The sequence below is a fragment of the Streptosporangium sp. H16 genome (genome assembly GCF_051918855.1).
GTDB lineage: Bacteria > Actinomycetota > Actinomycetes > Streptosporangiales > Streptosporangiaceae > Streptosporangium.
This window is the reverse complement of the sequence record NZ_JBPXMD010000033.1, coordinates 17,042-37,037: the sequence shown is the minus strand read 5'-3', so window position 1 is coordinate 37,037 and position 19,996 is coordinate 17,042. Positions and strand designations below refer to the sequence as shown.

Annotated in this window: 17 protein-coding genes and 2 riboswitches; of the genes, 6 read left to right on the top strand and 11 right to left on the bottom strand. The window is 70.4% G+C overall.

All coding sequences use genetic code 11. The features are described from left to right. Position 1: 1 nt before the first annotated feature. Positions 2-94, bottom strand: a riboswitch (glycine riboswitch). A 15-nt stretch (positions 95-109) separates the two neighbouring features. The 6 genes from ACTOQ2_RS35900 to ACTOQ2_RS35875 form a co-directional block, all read right to left on the bottom strand. Then, positions 110-730, bottom strand: coding sequence for a MerR family transcriptional regulator (locus ACTOQ2_RS35900; protein ID WP_440087401.1), 621 nt, complete (start codon positions 728-730; stop codon positions 110-112). Between the two features lie 144 nt (positions 731-874). Beyond that, positions 875-1,345, bottom strand: a complete 471-nt coding sequence (locus ACTOQ2_RS35895) for a bifunctional nuclease family protein (protein ID WP_326639501.1) — start codon at positions 1,343-1,345, stop codon at positions 875-877. A gap of 79 nt (positions 1,346-1,424) precedes the next feature. Next, positions 1,425-2,075 carry a transcriptional regulator FtsR gene (gene ftsR, locus ACTOQ2_RS35890; protein WP_440071433.1) on the bottom strand — a complete coding sequence of 217 codons (651 nt, stop codon included), beginning with the start codon at positions 2,073-2,075 and terminating at the stop codon, positions 1,425-1,427. Positions 2,076-2,101: 26 nt separating this feature from the next. Continuing rightward, on the bottom strand, positions 2,102-2,614 hold the full coding sequence (locus ACTOQ2_RS35885; RefSeq protein WP_329079681.1) for an FHA domain-containing protein: 513 nt from the start codon (positions 2,612-2,614) through the stop codon (positions 2,102-2,104). Between the two features lie 290 nt (positions 2,615-2,904). Then, on the bottom strand, positions 2,905-5,406 hold the full coding sequence (locus ACTOQ2_RS35880; protein WP_440105259.1) for a sugar phosphate nucleotidyltransferase: 2,502 nt from the start codon (positions 5,404-5,406) through the stop codon (positions 2,905-2,907). 3 nt (positions 5,407-5,409) lie between these two features. Continuing rightward, complete coding sequence (locus ACTOQ2_RS35875) at positions 5,410-6,006, bottom strand: CDP-alcohol phosphatidyltransferase family protein (protein WP_440071431.1); 597 nt, start codon at positions 6,004-6,006, stop codon at positions 5,410-5,412. Positions 6,007-6,100: 94 nt separating this feature from the next. Then, positions 6,101-6,213, top strand: a riboswitch (TPP riboswitch). On the opposite strand from ACTOQ2_RS35875, the gene thiC reads away from it, so the two are divergent. The 4 genes from thiC to ACTOQ2_RS35855 all read left to right on the top strand — a co-directional run bounded on the left by thiC (position 6,206) and on the right by ACTOQ2_RS35855 (position 10,374). Beyond that, a complete protein-coding gene (gene thiC, locus ACTOQ2_RS35870; RefSeq protein WP_440105258.1) occupies positions 6,206-7,939 on the top strand; it encodes a phosphomethylpyrimidine synthase ThiC in 1,734 nt (577 codons plus the stop codon). (Overlaps the previous riboswitch by 8 nt.) A gap of 61 nt (positions 7,940-8,000) precedes the next feature. Continuing rightward, a complete protein-coding gene (locus tag ACTOQ2_RS35865) occupies positions 8,001-8,609 on the top strand; it encodes a class I SAM-dependent methyltransferase (protein ID WP_440105257.1) in 609 nt (202 codons plus the stop codon). Between the two features lie 85 nt (positions 8,610-8,694). Next, positions 8,695-9,876, top strand: a complete 1,182-nt coding sequence (locus ACTOQ2_RS35860) for an acyl-CoA dehydrogenase family protein (protein WP_440105256.1) — start codon at positions 8,695-8,697, stop codon at positions 9,874-9,876. A gap of 81 nt (positions 9,877-9,957) precedes the next feature. Beyond that, a complete protein-coding gene (locus ACTOQ2_RS35855) occupies positions 9,958-10,374 on the top strand; it encodes an SRPBCC family protein (RefSeq protein WP_440105255.1) in 417 nt (138 codons plus the stop codon). Positions 10,375-10,534: 160 nt separating this feature from the next. On the opposite strand, the gene ACTOQ2_RS35850 is transcribed toward ACTOQ2_RS35855, so the two are convergent. Next, a complete protein-coding gene (locus ACTOQ2_RS35850; RefSeq protein ID WP_440105254.1) occupies positions 10,535-11,449 on the bottom strand; it encodes an alpha/beta hydrolase in 915 nt (304 codons plus the stop codon). Between the two features lie 24 nt (positions 11,450-11,473). Further along, the gene (locus tag ACTOQ2_RS35845; RefSeq protein WP_440105253.1) at positions 11,474-12,160 is read right to left on the bottom strand and encodes a gamma-glutamyl-gamma-aminobutyrate hydrolase family protein; all 687 of its coding nucleotides are present in this window, start codon (positions 12,158-12,160) and stop codon (positions 11,474-11,476) included. Between the two features lie 490 nt (positions 12,161-12,650). On the opposite strand from ACTOQ2_RS35845, the gene ACTOQ2_RS35840 reads away from it, so the two are divergent. Both ACTOQ2_RS35840 and ACTOQ2_RS35835 read left to right on the top strand, forming a co-directional pair. Next, complete coding sequence (locus ACTOQ2_RS35840; RefSeq protein WP_440087410.1) at positions 12,651-13,766, top strand: globin domain-containing protein; 1,116 nt, start codon at positions 12,651-12,653, stop codon at positions 13,764-13,766. 347 nt (positions 13,767-14,113) lie between these two features. Beyond that, positions 14,114-14,443: a hypothetical protein gene (locus tag ACTOQ2_RS35835; RefSeq protein WP_350977370.1), complete on the top strand. Its 330-nt coding sequence runs from the start codon at positions 14,114-14,116 to the stop codon at positions 14,441-14,443. 100 nt (positions 14,444-14,543) lie between these two features. Here ACTOQ2_RS35835 and thyX read toward each other — a convergent pair whose 3' ends face one another. The 3 genes from thyX to ACTOQ2_RS35820 all read right to left on the bottom strand — a co-directional run bounded on the left by thyX (position 14,544) and on the right by ACTOQ2_RS35820 (position 19,925). Continuing rightward, positions 14,544-16,145, bottom strand: coding sequence for an FAD-dependent thymidylate synthase (gene thyX, locus ACTOQ2_RS35830; RefSeq protein WP_440105252.1), 1,602 nt, complete (start codon positions 16,143-16,145; stop codon positions 14,544-14,546). Positions 16,146-16,259: 114 nt separating this feature from the next. Further along, entirely contained in the window at positions 16,260-17,660 is a 1,401-nt protein-coding gene (locus ACTOQ2_RS35825; RefSeq protein ID WP_440105251.1) for an amidohydrolase, read from the bottom strand. 123 nt (positions 17,661-17,783) lie between these two features. Then, positions 17,784-19,925 (bottom strand): anthranilate synthase component I, encoded by a 2,142-nt coding sequence (locus ACTOQ2_RS35820; RefSeq protein WP_440105250.1) that lies wholly within the window; start codon positions 19,923-19,925, stop codon positions 17,784-17,786. Positions 19,926-19,996 lie beyond the last annotated feature (71 nt).

Below are 19,996 nucleotides of genomic sequence, written 5' to 3'. Positions count from 1 at the left end.
CCTCGTCCGTGCGGTACCGGGTGCCTGAGAGATTCCGGGGAGGTTGCTCCTTCGGCGCCCCGATCTTGGTCGGGGTCTCTCCCGCACAGGGTCAGTGGCAGGTCCGAGTTTACCCGGTTCGTCGTGCTCTGCGACGACGGGCCAGCTCATCGGCCTGATGATCTCCTAAAGGGCCCTCGCTCGACTCCGCGCGTTCGCCGGGCAGATCCGCGAGGGAGCCCTCCACCTCCTGCCACACCCGTCCCAGTGCTATGCCGAAGACTCCCTGACCGCCCTGGAGGAGGTCGATGACCTCGTCGGGCGAGGTGCACTCGTAGACGCTCACCCCGTCGCTCATCAGGGTGATCCCGGCCAGGTCGTTGACGCCCCTGTCGCGCAGGTGCTGCACGGCGATGCGGATCTGCTGGAGGGAGACACCGGTGTCGAGGAGCCGCTTGACGACCTTGAGGACCAGGATGTCGCGAAAGCCGTACAGCCGCTGGGAGCCGGAGCCGTGGGCGGCTCGCACGGTGGGCTCGACCAGGCCGGTGCGCGCCCAGTAGTCGAGTTGCCGGTAGGTGATGCCGGCCGCGGAACAGGCCGTGGGGCCCCGGTAGCCGATGTCGGCGGGCACCTTCACCGGTTGCCCGTCGAACAGCAGACCCTCTTCACCCGCGCGCTGACGTGCCGACTGGCGCCGTTCCGGGTCATCCTGATCGGCGTTTCTACCCTCGCCGCTGCTGACCGCCACGCGGACCTCCGGCTTTCTCTCATCCCACGGCCTGATCTGGGGGTTTACGCACGACCGCGGGTTTCACTTGCACCGTAGGACTGGGGCCAAGTCCAGTCAACGACCCCACCCGGCGCGTCGTGAAGCGTAAATGCACCGAAATTCCTACCCCGCGCGGCCGAAGTCCTCGGGCGTGATCGTGTCAAGGAACTCCCTGAACTTCTCCACCTCGTCCTCCTGGTCGTCCGGGATGATCACTCCTGCCTCCCGGACCACGTCCTCACTCGCGAAGATACGTGCGCCGGTGCGAAGTGCCAAGGCGATCGAGTCCGAGGGACGCGCGCTCACCTCGACCCCGTTGGAGAACACGAGATCCGCGAAGAAGATGCCGTCGCGCAGGGCGACGATGTTGACCGTGCTCAGCCGGACGCCGAGCCCTTCGAGCACGTCACGGAACAGGTCATGCGTGAGCGGCCGGGGTGGTGGTTCCTCGGCCTGGGCCATGGCGATCGCCGTGGCCTCCGTCATGCCGATCCAGATAGGTAGGTAACGCTCCCCATGCGTCTCTTTCAGCAAGACGATCGGCTGGTTGGAGGGCATCTCAACTCGAACGCCCACGACCTCCATCTGCAACACGGGCTGCTCCGTCTTCGCTGGATTCCGACCGGTTTGTTCAACGTAACACTCGTGGGGGTACGAGTGCCTGGTCAGGTTCTCACCGGCCCAGGGCCCCACGAACGCCGGAACGCAGCAGAGAGGCGTGCAATTCCAGCAGCAGGCCGGAGATCTCCCTGGCCGTCTCGTCGGCCTGGTCGATGGCCCCGGGGGCGCGGCGGCGCAGGAGCGGGGCGACGGCCTGCTCCACCAGGCCGGCCTCGCGCTCCGCGGCGGCCTTGACGGCCCGCAGGTGGCGGGCCCGCAGGCCGAAGGCGGCCAGGGCTCCGACGCTGCGGGCCACGGCCAGCGCCTCGGCGTCGTAGTAGCGGGCCACGGCGGCCAGCAGGCCGTAGTCCTCCAGCTCGGCGAGGGTCTCCTCGTCGAGCTCGGCGGCGGCGAGCAGCTCCTCGCGGGTGAGCCGGATCTCGGGGGGCGCGTCGTCGGGGACCGCGCGCGGCCTGGCGGCCGGGCGCTCCTCGCGGTCGGCCGCCTCCAGATGATCCTTGATGACGCGCAGCGGCAGGTAGCGGTCACGCTGCTCGCTGAGGATGTAACGGAGCCGCTCGACGTCGGCGTAGGTGAACTTGCGGTATCCGGAGGGACTGCGCTCCGGCTCGATCAGCCCCTCGCCCTCCAGGAAACGAATCTTGGAGATGCTGACATCGGGGAACTCGCCCTGCAGGAGAGCGAGCACCTCCCCGATGCTCATGTGCGCACGAGCGGCCTGCGAGCTCATCATCCTCCAGCGGCGCCGCGGGTGAGGAAGACGAGGCGGAACTTGCCGATCTGCACCTCGTCCCCGCCGTACAGCGGGACCTCCTCGATGCGCTCGCGGTTCACGTACGTGCCGTTCAGGCTGCCGACGTCACGGACGGTGAAGACCCCGCCGCCGCGCCGGTAGAACTCCACGTGGCGGCGCGAGACCGTGATGTCGTCGAGGAAGATGTCGCTCTCGGGGTGACGGCCCACGGTGGTCAGGTCGCTGTCGAGCAGGAACCGGCTGCCGGCGTTGGGGCCGCGCATCGCGACCAGCAGCGCGGTGCCCGGGGGCAACTGCTCGACGGCCTGCCGTTCGGCGAGAAGCGTCTCACCTGTCTCCGCCTCGTATGCCTCGATCCCGGAGAGGGAGATCGTCGATGTGCTGTCTCCGGGGGTCTCGGCTTTGGTAAGCGGCGACCCGCATCGTGAACAGAAACGGGCATCCTCAGGATTGGCATGACCGCACTGCGTGCAGTAGACGCTCGGCATCGATCGGCTCGGCCTCCTACCGCGAAGACGCGGCAACGGTGCTCAGTGATGCGCGCCTCGCTTCTTCGCTTCTCAAGTGTTTTCTCGGACTGCGAATGCCGCAACATACAGTGATGAGGCGCGAAGGTCAAGGTTGACGCTGAACCGCGGGTACGGTCGGTGACAAAGTTACAGTGGGGCACTGTCCCCGGTCCATGGCGCCGCGCTGTGTTTGTGGCAACCGCTCGGCCCGCGGCCCCCGTCCGGGCGCCCTCCCGCGCCTTCGGCGCGCCCGCCGGGGCCTGGTCCCGTCAGCCGCCCGCGGCCTCCTCGACCACCCGCGCCCAGTGCTCGATCAGGGTCTGCGCGGAGTCGACGTCGAACCCCTCGGCCCACAGGTGGGTGACCGCCTCCGTCGGGTCGGGCAGCACCAGGGTCCAGCTGCCGTCCTCGGCGACGACCCGCACCCCGTCAGTGGTGTCGATGCGGTAGTGCTCGGCGGCCTCGATGACCGAGCGCATCACCGCGCCCTTGGCGGCCCACGGGGTCGGCACGGTCCGGCGCAGCAGCTTGGCCTCGGGGATCCTGGCGTCGATCTGGCTGAGCGAGAGCCGGGTCCTGGCGACCAGGCCCAGCAGGCGCAGGAACACCGCCAGGCCGTCCACCGTGGGGCCGAACTCGGGCACGATGAAACCGCCGCGCCCGTCGGCCGCGAAGATCATCTCTGGCCCCCTGGCCGCGGCGGTGAGCGCGTCGATCGCGGTGGAGGTCCACTCGGCCTGGACGCCGTGGAACCTGCAGACCTGCTCGGCCACCCGGGTGGTGGTGACCGGCAGCGCCACCCTGCCGCCGCGCCGCTCGGCGGCGACCAGGTCGAGCACCACCAGCAGGGCGCGCTCCTCGCTGATCAGCTGGCCCTTCTCGTCCACCAGCGCGACCCGCTCCCCCACCGGGTCGAAACGCACCCCGAAGGCCGCCCTGGAGGAGCTGACGAGCTCCGCCAGGCGCTGCAGGTCGCGGCGGCGCTCGGCGAGGGTCTCGGTGGGCGAGGCGTCGTCCAGCCGGTTGTTGACGGTCAGCACGTCCACCCCGACGCGGCCCAGCAGGCTGGGCAGCACCAGCGAGGAGGTGCCTCCGGCGCAGTCGACCACGACCTTCATGTCGGCGTCGCGCACCCCGCTGATGTCGACCAGGCGCAGCAGCTCGTGCGTGTAGTCCTCCACCGCCCGGGCGGGGAAGCTCAGCTCGGCGATCTCCCCGGGGAAGGCGCGGCGGAACTCCTGCCGGGAGAAGACCCGGTCCAGCTTGCGCTGGGCCGCCGGGGACAGGTCCGCGCCGTGCTCGTCCATGAAGACGATGTCGACGCTCTGCGGGTCGCCGGGGGTGGTGCGCAGCGCGATGCCGCCGACGGCGTTCTCCCTGGCGGTGTGGAAGCGGGCCACCGGGAGTGGGGACGCCTCCAGGTCGAGCACGTTGATCGCGCTGGCGTTCAGGGCGCTGATCACGGCCCGCTTCAGCGCCCGCGCGGCGCGGGAGGAGTCGCGGGAGGTGATGACCGAGGCGCCCTTCTTCAGGGTGGTGGCGTAGGCGCTGGCCAGCCGTACGCACAGCTCGGGGGTGATCTCGACGTTGACCAGCCCCGAGACCCCCCGGGGGCCGAACAGGTTGCGCTGGGCGCGCGGCTCCCAGATGACGCTGTTGTTGATCACCGCCCCGGCCTCGATGGTCTTGAACGGGTAGATCTTGACGCCGGAGGAGATGTACGCCTCGGCCTCGATGATGCACTCGTCGCCGACGACGGCGCCCTCCTCGACCCTGGCGCCGGTCATCAGGTCGGTGTTCTTGCCGATCACGCAGCCGCGCAGGTGGGCGCTGGGCCCGACGTAGACGTTGTCGTGGACGACCGCGCGGTGCAGGAAGGCCCCCTCCCTGACCACCGCGTTGCTGCCCAGCACGGTGTACTCGCGCAGCTCGGCGCCCGCCTCGATCTTGGCGTAGTCGCCGACGTAGAGGGGGCCCTTGAGGACTGCGTCGGCGTCGACCGAGGCCCCCTCGGCGACCCAGACGCCCGGCGAGACCTCGAAGGCGTCGATGTCGACCTTGACCCGGCCGGACAGGACGTCGGCCTGGGCCTTGAGGTAGCTCTCGTGGGTGCCGACGTCCTCCCAGTAGCCGTCGGCCACGTAGCCGTACAGCGGGGCGCCGCGCTCCAGCAGCCTGGGGAACACGTCGCCCGACCAGTCGACGGACTCCCCTGCCGCGATCTCGTCGAGGACCTCGGGCTCCATCACGTAGATGCCGGTGTTGGCGGTGTCGGAGAAGACCTGGCCCCAGGTCGGCTTCTCCAGGAAGCGCTCCACCCTGCCCTGGTCGTCGACGATGACGATGCCGAACTCCAGCGGGTTGGGGACGCGCTTGAGCCCGATCGTGACCATCGCGCCGTTCTCGCGGTGGAAGCGGATCATGTCGGTCAGGTCGATGTCGGTCAGCGCGTCGCCGGAGATGACCAGGAAGCGGTCGTCGCGGAGCCGGTCGGCGGCGTTCTTCACGCTGCCCGCGGTGCCGAGCGGCGTGTCCTCGGTGGCGTAGTACAGGCTCATGCCGAGCTCGTCGCCGTCGCCGAAGTAGTTGCGGACCAGGGCGGCCAGGAACTGCACGGTGACCACCGTCTCGGTGAAGCCGTGCCGTTTCAGCAGGCGAAGCACATGCTCCATGATCGGCCGGTTGATCACGGGTAGAAGAGGTTTGGGCTGGTTCGCGGTCATCGGCCGGAGCCGTGTCCCCTCCCCGCCCGCCATGACGACGGCCTTCACAGATCACCTCTTAAGGCGTTTGGCCTCGCTTGTCAGCTGACGCACCTGTACCCAATACAGCACCCCGGACCACCAGTACAGGCCGGTGCCCCAGATGGCCAGGGACCAGCCGACGATCCCCGCCACCTCGCCGTACCAGGAGGGATGGTGGGCCAGGAAGAGCAGTGGGAAGGCGTAGAGCAGGTTGGCCGTGGCGGCCTTGCCGAGGAAGTGCACGGGCAGCGCGGGACCGTACCCGAGGCGGCGCAGGATGATCGGGATGCCCAGCAGCATCACGTCGCGCAGCGGGATGGCCAGCGCCAGCCACCAGGGGATGATCTCGCGCATGGCGAGGCCGAACAGGGTGGCCAGGATGTAGAGCCGGTCGGCCAGCGGGTCGAGCAGGCGGCCGAGCCTGCTGGTCTGGTTCCAGGCACGGGCGATCTTGCCGTCGAGCCAGTCGGAGAACCCCGCCAGCATCAGCAGGGCGACGGCCCAGCCGTCGGCCTTCGGGCCCAGCACCAGCCACAGGAAAACCGGTACCCCCAGAAGCCTGGCCAGGCTCAACGCGTTGGGAACCGTCCAGATTCGGTCCTCGGCCCCCGATGCTTCCGGATTCACCGGCTGATCTCCCTCCCCGTACCTGATGGTGACACTACTGCGTCGGATGCGGCCGGGTGGATGGTGGGCGCGGGGGATACGCGTTATCGTTCCGTTCGACCAACGCGGGAGCCCGGAGAACCGGGCTGAGAGGACGGCCGAGACAGCCGCCGACCGCCAGAACCTGCTCCGGGTAATGCCGGCGAAGGGAGTTTGCGCGATGATCGACGCGCGTATTTCCAGCTCCAAGATCTACCAGGGCGACCTGCGCGTCCCCATGCGCGAGGTGCGCCTGACCGACGGGACCGCGGTCACGCTGTACGACACCTCGGGCCCCTACACGGACCCGTCCGTGACCACCGACGTCACCCGCGGCCTGCCACGCCCGCGCGAGGAGTGGATCCTGGAGCGGGGCGACACGGTCCGGTACGGCGGCCGGCCCGGCGCCCCCGGCGACGACGGCTACCGCGACCGCGACGCCTGGGCCCGCGACCTGCGCTCCCTCGACGCGGTCTTCACCGGCGGCGGCGACCGGCCGCTGCGCGCGGCGGGGGCGCCGGTCACCCAGCTCGCCTACGCCCGCCGCGGCCTGGTCACCAGGGAGATGGAGTTCGTCGCGGTCCGCGAGGGCGTGACGCCGGAGTTCGTCCGCGCCGAGGTGGCCGCGGGGCGGGCGATCATCCCGGCCAACGTCAACCACCCCGAGAGCGAGCCGATGATCATCGGCCGCAACTTCCTCGTGAAGATCAACGCCAACATCGGCAACTCGGCCGTCACCTCCACCATCGAGGAGGAGGTGGACAAGATGACGTGGGCGATCCGGTGGGGCGCCGACACGGTGATGGACCTGTCCACCGGGCGCAACATCCACACCACCCGCGAGTGGATCATCCGCAACTCCCCGGTGCCGATCGGGACCGTCCCGCTCTACCAGGCGCTGGAGAAGGCGGGCGGCGACGCGGCCCGCCTGTCGTGGGAGATCTACCGCGACACCCTGATCGAGCAGTGCGAGCAGGGCGTGGACTACTTCACCGTTCACGCGGGGGTGCGCCTGGCCCATGTGCCGCTGACCGCGCGGCGCAGGACCGGGATCGTCTCCCGGGGCGGCTCGATCATGGCGGCCTGGTGCCTGGCGCACCACCGCGAGAGCTTCCTCTACGAGCACTTCGCCGACATCTGCGAGATCCTGGCCCGCTACGACGTGGCGTTCTCGCTGGGCGACGGCCTGCGCCCCGGATCGATCTCCGACGCCAACGACGAGGCCCAGTTCGCCGAGCTCAGGACGCTGGGCGAGCTCACGAGGATCGCGCACGCGCACGACGTCCAGGTGATGGTCGAGGGGCCCGGCCACGTCCCCATGCACAAGATCAAGGAGAACGTCGACCTGCAGCGCGAGCTCTGCGCCGACGCCCCGTTCTACACCCTCGGCCCGCTGACGACCGACATCGCGCCCGGCTACGACCACATCACCTCGGCCATCGGCGCGGCGATGATCGGCTGGTACGGCACGGCGATGCTCTGCTACGTCACGCCCAAGGAGCACCTGGGCCTGCCGGACAGGGACGACGTGAAGACCGGCGTGATCACCTACAAGATCGCGGCGCACGCGGCCGACCTCGCCAAGGGCCACCCGGGCGCGCAGGCATGGGACGACGCGCTGTCCGACGCCCGGTTCGAGTTCCGCTGGGAGGACCAGTTCGCCCTCTCCCTGGACCCCGAGACCGCCAGGTCCTTCCACGACGAGACGCTGCCCGCCGCCCCGGCCAAGACCGCGCACTTCTGCTCGATGTGCGGTCCGAAGTTCTGCTCGATGAGGATCAGCCATGACGTGCGCAGGTTCGCCGAGGAGCGAGGCCTGACCGGCGCCGAGGCCCTGGAGGCCGGGATGCGGGAGAAGTCGGAGGAGTTCTCCCGCGAGGGCGGCCGGGTCTACCTGCCCGTGGAGGGTCTCTGAGCCGCCAAGATCGACCAGGGGGCGTACTGCCCGCGCTTCCGTACCCTCTACCCTTCAAACCATGACCAATGACACCACGCTCTTCCTGGGGCAGTGGATCCGCTCGCCGGGCACCGTCGGAGCGGTGGCGCCGAGCTCGCGGCGGCTCGCCGAGACGGTGGCCTCGCCGGTCCCGCACCGGGGCGACCCGGTGATCGTCGAGCTCGGCCCCGGCACGGGCGCGTTCACGGCGGAGATCCAGCGCCGGCTGGGCGGCCGGGGGCACCACATCGCCGTCGAGATCAACCCGAAGCTGGCCGAGTTCCTCGCCGCCAGGAACCCGGGCGTGGACGTCGTGGTCGACGACGCGGTACGGCTGCCCCAGCTGCTCCAGGAGCGCGGCCTGCCCCAGGCCGACGCGATCGTGAGCGGGCTCCCCTGGGCCGCCTTCTCCGAGGAGACCCAGGCCCGCCTGCTGGGCGCGGTCACCGGGATCATGGGCCCGCACACGGCCTTCACCACCTTCGCCTACAGCTTCGCCAAGCGCCTTCCTCCGGCGCGGCGCTTCAGGAGGCGCCTGGTCGACACATTCGAGGAGGTCGTCACGGGCCGGACGGTGTGGGGCAACGTGCCGCCGGCCTTCGTCTACCACGCGCGCAGGCCGCGGCTGGATCCCGCCCGGGAGGCCTGATCCCGCGGGCCGGGGGCCGGGACGCCACGAAGATACCGAACTACGTTCTACGATTGCGCCCGCAGCCAGAATGGAGTTGATCATCGTGGACTTCACCCTCCCCGAGAGTGCCCTCGCCGTGCAACGCGGCATCGGCGACATCTGCGCCCGCTACGACCTGGACTACTGGCAGCGGTGCGAGAGCGAGAAACGCTGGCCCGAGGAGGTCTGGCAGGACCTGGCCAAGGGCGGCTGGCTCGGCCTGGCCGTGCCCGAGGAGTACGGCGGCGGCGGCCAGGGCCTGCTGGAGCTGGCCGTGGCCACCGAGACCCTGTCGGCCTCAGGCTCGGCCGGCGGCTCGGCGTTCACCTACGTGCTCACCCCCGGGTTCGGCGCGATGACCCTGTCCAGGCACGGCAGCCGGTGGCAGCGCGACGAGCTGCTGCCCAAGCTGGCCACCGGCGAGCTGGAGACCTGCTTCGCGCTGACCGAGCCCGACGCCGGGTCCAACGCCCTGGGCATCTCCACCTTCGCCCGCCGCGACGGCGCGGAGTTCGTCGTCAACGGCCAGAAGATCTGGATCACCGGCGTGCAGCGCGCCACCTGGATGCTCCTGGTCACCCGGACCATCCCGGCCGCCGAGGCCAAACCCCGCTCCAACGGCCTGACCGTCCTGCTGGTGAACGTCCCCGAGGCGGTCGCCGCCGGGCAGCTGTCCTTCCGGCCGATCCCGAAGCTGGGCGCCAACACCACACCGTCCAACATGGTCTTCCTCGACGACCTCCGGGTCCCGGAGAGGAACGTGGTCGGCGAGGTCGACCAGGGCGCGCTGGTGCTGTGGGACATCCTCAACCCCGAGCGCGTCCTGCTGGCCGCCTCCGCGCTCGGCGGCGCCGAGGTGGCGCTGCGGGTGGCCGTGCAGTACGCCAAGGAGCGCGAGGTCTTCGGCCGCCCGATCGGCGCCAACCAGGCCATCGCCTTCCCCCTCGCCCAGGTCAAGGCGAAGATCGAACTGGCCAGGCTGATGCTCTACAAGGCCGCCTGGCTGTTCGACAGGCAGCTGCCCTGCGGCACCGAGGCCAACATCGCCAAGCTGACCGCCTCGCAGGCCGCGTGGGAGGCGGCGGACCACGCCTTCCAGACGCACGGCGGCATGGCCTACTCGCTGGAGTACCCGGTGGCCCGCCTGCTGGCCGACGCCCGCATCGGCAAGGTCGCCCCCGTCACCGAGGAGCTCCTGCTCAACTACCTGGCCACTCAGGTGCTCGGGCTGCCCAGGAGCTTCTGACCCGATCACCCGTTGGCCCTGATTACCCGGCGGCGCGCGCGGGCATCACCCTCGGCGACAGGCCAGCACGAGGAGTAGCCGATGTCCGCGTACGCCAGCACGGTGATCAACGCCTCCGCCGACGAGGTGTGGGAGTACCTGAGGGATTTCGGCAACCTGGCGGAGTGGCTGCCGGGGATCACCGGCTGCGAGATCGAGGACGGCGAGCGCTCCCGGCCGGGCGCGGTGCGCAGACTGGAGGGCCCCGGCGGAGTCTTCAGGGAGCGGCTGCTCACCCTCGACGACGCCTCGCGCTCGGCGACGTACGAGATCCTGGAGAGCCCGCTGCCGGTCCGTGACTACCGGGCGCTCTACCGGGTCGCCCCCGTCACCGACAGCGGGAGGGCGTTCGTCGAGTGGTCGGCCACCTTCGAGACCGGCGACGCGGCGAAGGTGCGGAGGTTCGTCGTCGGCCAGGTCTTCGAGCCCGGCCTGGCCGCCCTGCACGGGCGCTTCTGACCGGGCGCTTCTGACGGCGCCACCGCCTCGGGGCGGCCGCTGCCGTACGGGTCCGGGCGGCGTCTCCGGCGGATGTCCGGCACGGACCCCGCCCCGCGGGAGACACCCCGCGCGAAGGCTCCGCTCGCCGGACGGATATCGGCCGGCCGGAAAGAGCCGGCTACCGGAAGGCCTCCGCGAGACGGGCCGCGGCGTACTCGCGTGCCTCGGTCGCCTGGTCGAAGAAGCCCGGCAGGCCGAAGAAACCGTGGATGGCCCCCTCGTATCTCCTGACCTCGACCGGCACCCCGGCCGCGGCGAGCTGGGCGGCGTACTGTTCGCCCTCGTCGCAGAGGGGGTCGCACTCGGCGACGATCACCGTCGCCGGAGCCAGGCCGGACTTGTCGGCCAGCCGGGCCGGAGCCAGCCGGGGGTCGGCCGGGTCACCGCCGTACTGCGCGACGAACCAGGCCATCTCGTCGGCGCCGAGCCCGAAGCCGGTGGCGTAGGAACGGTAGCTCCCGGTGTCCATGGCGACGTCGGCCACCGGGTAGACGAGCAGCTGATGGGCCAGTTCGAGCCCGGCGTCCCTGGCCTGCCAGGCGGCCACGGCCGCGAGGTTGCCCCCGGCGCTGTCACCGCATACCGCGACGCGCCCCGGGTCGATCCCGTAGGCGCCGGGACGGGCGAAGACGTCCTGCACGACGCTCCACGCGTCGTCGGCCGCCGCGGGAAAGGGGTGGTGGGGCGCGAGCCGGTAGTCGACCGAGACCACGACCGCCCCGTTGCGCACCGCGAGGTCGCGGCCGAGGGCGTCGTTGCGCTCGACGCTCCCGAAGACCCAGCCCCCGCCGTGGAAGTAGACGATCACGGGGAGGGGACCGTCGCCCTCCTCGGGCCGGTAGACCCGGACCGGTACGCCCTCGACGACCTCGTCCCTGACCGTCGGGAGGGGAATGATCGGACCACGCTGCTCGGCGAAGGCGTCCAGGGTCCGCAACTCGGCGATCATGTCGGGGGTGAGCGTGGAGAGAGGGGCACCGAGGTCCGTCTGGAAGAGTTTCAGGTAGGCCTCGGCCTGCGGGTGCAACGGCATGATCGGCACTTTACCCGCCGGACGTCACCGCCGGGCCGCCTCGACCAGGGCCTCGATGAGCCGGTTGTCCCCGGCGCGTCCGGGATTCCACTGCACCCCGACGCAGAACCGGTGCCCCTGCAGCTCGACGCCCTCGACGATCTGGTCGTCGGCCCAGGCCACGGCGAGCAGTCCGGTGCCCAGCCGCTTGACGGCCTGGTGATGGGGCGCGGTCACCTCGGCCGTGTCGCCCACCGTCTTGCCGAGCTTGCTGGAGACGCTGATCTGGATGCGGTGCGCCTGGGCGGCGGCGTGGCGGTCGTGGTCGACCACCTCGGGGAGCCAGGGGATCAGGGTCCCGCCCTGGGCGACGTTCAGGACGTGCATGCCCCGCCCCGAGGCGAGCAGCGGCAGGTCGGCCTTGACGGCGGCGCGGGCCAGCGCCAGCTCGAAGCGGTCGCGGTGCGGCTGGGGGTCCCTGACGCGCTCCTCGCGGGCGGCCCCGTAGAGGGAGGGATCGAGCTCACCCCCTCCGGCGAGGATCACGCCCGACAGGCCGCCGACGTAGTCGTCGATCCCGCCGAGGTTGAGCGGGGGCAGCAGCACCGGGGCGCCGCCCGCCTTCTCGACGGCCCGCGCGTAGGAGGGCGGCGACAGGACGGCCTCCCTGACCCAGTCGCCCCAGCGGGCGGCCTCGAGGTAGGTGGTGATACCGATCAAGGGTCGGGGCATGCGTTTCTCCAGGGGGCGTGCGCGAGGTGGCGCCACCTGTTTCGGACAGCACCGATCCCATCTCCAACAGCTCCCCTATCATGGCGCACTCCATTTCGGTCATGTCACACATTCGAGGTATCAGTGTCGTCTCGCCGGGAGTCCCCAACTCTCACCTCGGGGACGGTTCACACCCCCGGCGAGCTGGAACTCAGCCATGACCACAGGGCTTACCACCAGTAAACTCTCAATTCAAATTGAACGTGATTATTATTCGCTTACGCCGATCGCCGGGAATTAGTTGGTCACGCAAAATAACTTTTCAATTACGGATAGTTAGATTTCCCACCATATTGCTGAGAAACGGTTGTGACGTCTACATGGTGATGGAAGACTCAAATTCGAGTGGCCAGGTGAGCCGGGGCTCCCGGTCGCTCGTCACCCGGAGCCGTCAGGGAGGTGGATCTGCATGATCGGACTTTGATCCGATCAATTAGGGTGGGTTCGTTAAATGTCGTTGAATCCGCATCTCGTCAAGGAAAGTTTCGCCCTCGTCGAACCCGTCGCGGACAAGGCCGCGGCGTACTTCTACGGGCGCCTGTTCGCCGAGAGCCCGCACCTGCGGGCGATGTTCCCCCCGGCGATGGACGTCCAGCGCGACCGCCTGTTCAGCGCGCTGACCAGGATCGTCTGGAGCCTGGACAGCCCCGGCAGCCTGGCGTCGTTCCTCGGCCAGCTCGGTCGCGACCACCGCAAGTACGGGGTCCTCGCCGAGCACTACACCGCGGTCGGCAACGCGCTCCTCGCCACGATCAGGCGCTTCGCCGCCGAGATCTGGAACAACGAGATAGAGGCGGCGTGGGTGGCCGCGTACACGGCCGCCGCCAATCTCATGATCGAATCAGCCGAGTCGGACGCGGGCGTGTCGCCCGCCTGGTGGCTGGCCGAGGTGATCGACCACGAGCTCCGCACGCCGGACATCGCGGTGATCACCCTGCGGCTCGACCAGGAGCTGCCCTACACGCCCGGCCAGTACGTCAACGTGCAGACCGCACGCTGGCCGCGCGTCTGGCGCACGTTCTCCATCGCGAACGCGCCCAGGGACGACAACACCGTCCGCCTGCACGTCCGCGCGATCACCGGCGGCTGGGTCTCCACCACGCTGGTTCAGCACACCCGGATCGGCGACACCCTGATGCTGGGCCCTCCGATGGGCACCATGGTGCCCGCCGACTCGGGGCGCGACATCCTGTGCGTGGCGGGCGGCACCGGCCTGGCCCCCATCAAGGCGATCCTGGAGCACGTGATCGGCTCCGGACGCCGCCCCAACGTCCACCTGCTCTACGGGGCCCGCACCGCCGCCGAACTCTACGACCTGACCGACCTGGTACGGATGGAGTCCGCCTTCCCGTGGCTGCGGGTACTGCCCGTGGTCTCCGGCGAACCGGGGTACGACGGCATGCGGGGTCAGGTGGCCGAGGTGATGGAGCGGTTCCACTCGTGGGCCGGCCACGAGGCCTACGTCTGCGGCCCGACCGCCATGGTCAACGAGACGGTCCGCAGGCTCCAGCGGGGCGGAATGCCGCTGCCGCACATCCACCGGGACATCGTGCAGGGTGAGCTCTGAACGACAATCGGGACTAACGCCCCGAACTGATCACGCAAATTTCATAGAGCACGGCGAGACACGGCGTGGCATGGCAGCATGAGGCCCAATCCGAAAGGAGATGGTCATGCACGACGGCCCCCCTCCCAGCCCGTGCCCACCTCTCGACCGCCACCCGCGCGGACCCGTCCGCCACCATCGTCATCCGTCCGGCTCTCCGGCCGGAGCCGTCCGCCCGCACGCGCCCGTCCCCGGTCCCCTCCACCGGCGGCGGCCCCGCCGAGGTCAGGACGACACCCGTCCCCTGCCCCCGGCCGGTCCGGGCCGCCCGGCCGTGCCCTCCCCCCACGACACGGTGCGCTGAGCCGATGGCCAGACCCGTCACGCTCGTGACCTTCATGCTTCCCGCCACGCTCCGGCACTGGGCGGGCGAGACCACCGAGATCCGCGTCTTCGCCATCGCCGACCACGACGACGGCCACCCCACGCTGGGCTCCGCCCTCGACATGCTTCGCCGCACCCACCCGTCTCTGGAGCAGCGGCTCCGCGACGACTACGGGTGCATCCGGCGCCACATCAGCATGTTCGTCTGCGGCGAGAACGCCCGGCACCTCGGCGGCCTCGACTGCGCTCTGCCCCCGGGCGCCGAGATCTTCGTCCTGCCCGCCCTCTCCCGCCGCCAGGAGACCACGAGCTGACCGCCCCCGAGAAACACCGGGCCGAGCGGCGCCGGGCAGGAGACGGGGACCGAGGGGGCGGCGGGCGGGAAGCTCTCCGGCCCGCGCGCCCGGCGGCTCCTCAGGGCGCGACCCTGCCGGCGGCCACGAAGGCCGCGTGAGTGAGGGGCATCAGCTCCGCCCAGGCCGCCTCCATCTTCTCCGCCACCATCTCGATCTCGCGCTGCGGGAACGAGGGCACCCTGGCCTGCTCGTTCTTGGTGCGCAGGGAGAGGAAGTGCATGAGCGAGCGGGCGTTGCAGGTGGCGTACATCGAGGAGAAGAGACCGACGGGCAGCACCGCCCTGGCCACCTCCCTGGCGATCCCGGCCTCCAGCATCTCCTGGTAGGCGGCGTAGGACTGCCGGTACGACGACTCCATCGCCTCAGTGACGATCTTGTGCTGCTCGGCACTGCCCTCGGCGAAGACGTACTTGCCCGGCCGGCCCTCCTGGACCAGCTTCCGCTCCGCCCCCGGAACGTAGAAATTAGGCTGAAGCTCCCGGTAACGCCCACTTTCCTCGTTGTATGAGTTGTGAACGACGATCCCGTTGGCCAGGAAATTGTGCCAGGGACCTTCAACGGAAAGGTCGTAGGTCATTTCCTCGCCACCGTCCTCGATCGAAGTGATCACATCCGGTGTGGCCACGGAGATCTTTCCCCCGCGCCTGGCCAGCGCCTGCTCCGCGTTGCTCTTCTTGCGGTGACAGGGCAGGCAGGCGGGCGCGAGATTGCTCTCGTCGAGTGCCTTCAGCAGGTCGGCGGCGACAGGAACGACATGATCGAGCGCCAGGTCCTCTCTCGCGAACTCACCGGAACAGATATGACACGTGTCGGTCTCCCCGATGAGCCGCAATCGCTGCATGGAGGTCCAGACGCCGATTCCGGTACGCAGGCTCGGAGGGATCAACGCCTGGGAGGGGCGGGAAACGGCGGTCCCGGCCATCAGCGCGTCCCCGACCCCCAGCTCCCCGGCTTTCCGCCATCCGTCGGGAGTGAGCACCGCGTGGTCCACCGAGCACCTGAGCTCCCGCCCGCTCGCGGTGGTCAAGCGAATGAGCTCTTTGACTCCGGACTCCATGACGTCCAGGATCCTGGCTCGTGACGCCTGCAAGGTCGTCTCGTCATAGCAGCGGACGTGATTACGGCGGACTGAATCGAGCTTTCGCAACCGCTTGGAGGGATGCTCCGCCCTGAAGGCGGCCACCGCCTGCTCAGCGGCTTCGCGCGTGTCGTACAACCCCAGGTAGTGCAGCCGATTCATGTGCTTGACCTGGGCGTTCCACTTTCCCGCTCTTTTGTTCCATGACACTCCTCCACCGGCGCGGGGCAGGGTGTCCTCGACGCCGTGGTGCCAGAGCCGATACAGCTCCTCGATCGTCCGCCGGCGAAGGTGCCCCTTCTCGCTCACCAGCGTGATCTCGGAATCACCGGCGAGGCACCACCCGACCCTGTGGCGGTGGAATTCGCGGAAGACGAAGATCGGCGCGGACACGAGGAACGTCATCGAGTTGTGCTCGAAGGGGCTGCCGTGCCGGTCGCGCATCAGGAAGTTGATCAGCCCCCTGGAGCGCTCGGGGTCCTTGCCGATCTCCTCCAGGGACTGCTCCCCCGCGGTCGACACCCGCGCGGCCCAGAGCACGTCGGTGTCGGAGGCACTGTGCTTGACCAACTCCACGGTCACGTCGTCAAGAAAACGTGCCTCTGCCCCATCGCCCGTCAACTGGCTCCCCCTCGTCGCACCAACAGTCGCCTCATCGTATTCCAGGGGCTCAGCCGTCCCGGAGATGGGCACCCGTCACAATCGGTATATCCGGCGGGCGTTTCCCGAGCCGATCATCTGCGCCACCCGGGCGGCGTCCGCGGCGCTCCACTCGCCGTCGGCCAGGCGCGCGGCGAGTGCCCCGGCCAGGCCGCGCCGGTAGTGCAGGGCCCCGAGGTGGCAGGTCTCGGCCACGCCGCGGCCGCCGGAACCGAACAGCTGCTTGTGGAACGGCACGAGTTCCAGCAGTTCCGCCATGACCGCGGCCGACCCCGTGGCGCTGCGGGTCAGGGCCGCTCCCACGTCGACGTAGACGTGCGGGAGGGTACCCGCCAGATAGGCCGCCTGGCGATGGAACGGGTGGCAGTGCAGCAGGACGACGGGGACGCCCATCGGCTGCGTCGCCGTGATGAAGCCGGCCAGCGGCGCCGGACCCGCGCCGTACGGACCGGAGCCGGGACCCCAGCCCGAACCGGCTAGACCTCCGGAGGGGCCGAGACCTCCGGCGCCCCCGGCGGCGCCGAAGCCGCCGTGACCGCCGCCCCGGTAGCTCTCGTGGCCGCCGTACGCGCCGCGACCGCCGGAGGTGGCACGGCCGGCGCGCCCCGGGTGGACGCCGTGGCGCGTACCGCCGGCATGGCGGGCGAGGCCGGTGTGGAACTGCAGCGGCCGCCCGCACTCCCTGGCCACGTCGATCGCCGTCCAGAGCAGGTGGCGCAGGAGCACCTGGTCGGTGAGCCCCTCCCCCGGGCAGGCCAGCCGCCGGGTGGCCGCCGCGATCACCGCTCCCCGGCTCGGCCTGGCCGGCTCGAGGGGCCGGCCGGAGCGGTGGGCGGTGACCGACTTCAGCGCGACGGCGCGGACGGCCCGCTCGGCGAGTTCCTGGGCGAGGGCGGAGATGTAGGAGGCGCCCGAGACGGCGGTGCCGGCGACCTCCTCCTCGGCCCGCTCGATGTGGACGACCCGCGCGGTGTCCGCGCCGCCCGCGTGCCCCATCCCGGCCGATGGCAGCACCTCGGCACCGCCGGGGCCCTTCTCGAAGCCGCCGAAGCCCTCCCCGCCGGAGTCGTCGGAATCGCCGGGGTCGCCGGACCCGTCGAGCAGGAAGGTGGAGATCCCCGCGGCGCCCAGCAGCCGCCGGTTCACCTCCGCCGCGCCGAGTTCCGCCCTGCGGGCCAGGTAGACGGCGGGCGGCACGTGCGGGGCGAGGCCGAGAACGGGGGCGCACCAGCGGCGGACCGCGGCGCCCGCGGGGGTGTCGAAGTGGGTGGTGCCCGGCGGCGCGGGGGTTTCCGCGTCGGTGAGCAGTGTCTCGAACCGGGCCCGGGTCAGCTCGTCGCGGCGCACGCCGCGGCAGTTGTGGTCGACCAGCGGCGCCAGCAGCGCCTCCCGTACGGCGTCGGGCAACTCGACGGGCAGCACGCCGTCCGACCTCATGCCCGCTCCTCCCCCGCCGCCGGGCGTACCGGCCGGTCCTGGCCCGTTACGCCCAGCGGTCTCCACGACGGGGAGAACTCTAGGGTCACCCGGCGTGACCGCCGGGCGCGAAGTACGGGTTCTTTACCCGTTCTTGCGGCAGAGGCGAAGAACGTTGGCGATGATCTTCGCTCCCGAGCCCCCCTCGGCGGTGAGGATCGACTCGGGGTGGAACTGCACCGCGAAACGGCGTCGCTCCACGTCCTCGATGGCCATCACCGCGCCGTCCGGGGTGAGCGCGGTGGCGGTGAACCCGGCGACGCCCGGCCGCTTGGCGTGGAGCGAGTGGTAGCGCGCGGCGGTGAACTCCTCGGGGAGCCCGTCGAGCAGGGCGCTGGGGCCCAGCCGCCGCACCTGGCCGCGCTTGCCGTGCTCGGGATAGGACAGCAGTTCGAGGGTGCCGCCCGCCTGCTCCACCATGCCCTGCAGGCCGAGACAGACGCCGAACACCGGCAGGTCGCGCTCGTAGAGGGCGCCGACCAGGGCGGGCAGCCCGAAGTCGGACGGCCAGCCGGGGCCGGGCGACAGGACCACCAGGGAGGGCGCGATCTCATCGATCATCGTGACGGGGAAGCCGTGCCTGAGCGTGACGACCTCGGCGCCCTGCTGGCGGAAGTAGTCGGCGAGCGTGTTGACGAAGGAGTCCTCGTGGTCGACGAGCAGCACCTTCATCCCCTCTCCCGGCGGCGTGGCGGCCACCTCGGCCTCGGCCCGCTCCTGCGAGGCCGCGCCGACCGCGGCCAGGGCGCCCAGCAGGGCGCTGGCCTTGAGCTCGGTCTCCCGCTCCTCGGCCTCGGGGTCGGAGTCGAACAGCAGCGTGGCCCCGGCCCTGACGGTGGCGACCCCGCCGCGGATCTGCGCGGTGCGCAGGGTCAGGCCGGTGTTCATCGAGCCGTCGAAGCCGATGTAGCCGACCGCCCCGCCGTACCAGCGCCGCGTGGTGGCCTCGTGGTCCTCGATGAACTGCATCGCCCAGGTCTTGGGGGCACCGGTGACGGTGACGGCCCACATGTGGGTGAGGAAGGCGTCGAGGGCGTCGAACCCCGGACGCAGCCGGCCCTCGATGTGGTCGACGGTGTGGATGAGCCGGGAGTACATCTCGATCTGGCGGCGGCCGATCACCTGGACCGTCCCCGGCACGCAGATGCGGGACTTGTCGTTGCGGTCCACGTCGGTGCACATGGTCAGCTCCGACTCCTCCTTGACGCTGGACAGGAGGGTCCGGATCGCGTCGGCGTCCTCGATGGGGTTGCCGCCGCGGGCGATGGTGCCGGAGATGGGACAGGTCTCGACGCGGTCGCCGCTGACCCGGACGTACATCTCCGGGGAGGCGCCGACCAGGTGCTCGCCCTCGCCGAGGTTGAACAGGAACTCGTACGGCGCCGGATTGACCTTGCGCAGCCCCCGGTAGAAGGCGGCCGGGTCGGTGCAGGGCGCGTGGAATACCTGGCCGGGAACGACCTCGAACAGGTCGCCGCGGACGAACTTCTCCTTGGCCGCCGCCACCACCTTGGCGTAGGAGCCCCTCTCGGGGTCGGCCGGGAGCTCGGACGGCGGCAGGGTCAGCGGCACGACCTCCCCCTCGCGGGCGAGCCCGTGGGTGGAGACGCCGTCCACGGTGAACTCGTAGCGGAACTCCTTGCTGGTCTCCCTCTTGCGGTCGATCACCATCACCCGGTCGGGCAGGTGCAGCACGAGGTCGCGCTGGTCCGCGGCCCGCGTCAGGACCTGCCTGATCGGCTCGAACTGGAAGGCCAGGTCGTAGCCGAAGGAGCCGTACAGGCCCAGGTGCTCGTTCTCGCCCTTGAACGCGGCGATGACCTCGCGGATCGCGGTGAAGACCGTGGGACGGCGGCTGCGCATCTCCTCGGGGAGGATGTCCTCCGACTCCGCCACGTAGACCTCGACGAGGTCGGCCGTCGGCTCCTCGACGGGCTTGCCCGCCGCCAGCAGGCAGGACACGACGGCGGGCAGGACCACCCTGCCCCGGGCGTTCAGCGCGCGGGCGGAGATCCTGCGCCCCCTGGCGACGATCTCCAGGCAGGGGTCGACGTAGGCGAGGTGCCATCGGCTGTAGCGGCCGGGATACTCCATCCCGGAGGAGAGCACTCCGCCACGGCGCTCGCCGAGCGTCGTGACGACGTCCTCAAGCACCGTCTCGGGCACGTCGGACGCGGTGACCTCGACCCCTATGCCGCCTGCGGTGGTATATCGGCTCGTCTCCACTGCGGTATCGCCCCTTTTGATGTCCCTGATGCCCAGAGGGAGCGGACGCAGAAAAGGCCGCCTCCCTGGGC

Coding starts and splice junctions, on each gene's coding strand:
- ACTOQ2_RS35840 (WP_440087410.1), top strand. CDS start 12,651: ATGTCGTTGAATCCGCATCTCGTCAAGGAAAGTTTCGCCCTCGTCGAA.
- ACTOQ2_RS35850 (WP_440105254.1), bottom strand. CDS start 11,449: ATGCCGTTGCACCCGCAGGCCGAGGCCTACCTGAAACTCTTCCAGACG.
- thiC (WP_440105258.1), top strand. CDS start 6,206: ATGATCGACGCGCGTATTTCCAGCTCCAAGATCTACCAGGGCGACCTG.
- ACTOQ2_RS35845 (WP_440105253.1), bottom strand. CDS start 12,160: ATGCCCCGACCCTTGATCGGTATCACCACCTACCTCGAGGCCGCCCGC.
- ACTOQ2_RS35825 (WP_440105251.1), bottom strand. CDS start 17,660: ATGAGGTCGGACGGCGTGCTGCCCGTCGAGTTGCCCGACGCCGTACGG.
- ACTOQ2_RS35865 (WP_440105257.1), top strand. CDS start 8,001: ATGACCAATGACACCACGCTCTTCCTGGGGCAGTGGATCCGCTCGCCG.
- ACTOQ2_RS35835 (WP_350977370.1), top strand. CDS start 14,114: ATGGCCAGACCCGTCACGCTCGTGACCTTCATGCTTCCCGCCACGCTC.
- ACTOQ2_RS35855 (WP_440105255.1), top strand. CDS start 9,958: ATGTCCGCGTACGCCAGCACGGTGATCAACGCCTCCGCCGACGAGGTG.
- ACTOQ2_RS35885 (WP_329079681.1), bottom strand. CDS start 2,614: ATGCCGAGCGTCTACTGCACGCAGTGCGGTCATGCCAATCCTGAGGAT.
- ftsR (WP_440071433.1), bottom strand. CDS start 2,075: ATGAGCATCGGGGAGGTGCTCGCTCTCCTGCAGGGCGAGTTCCCCGAT.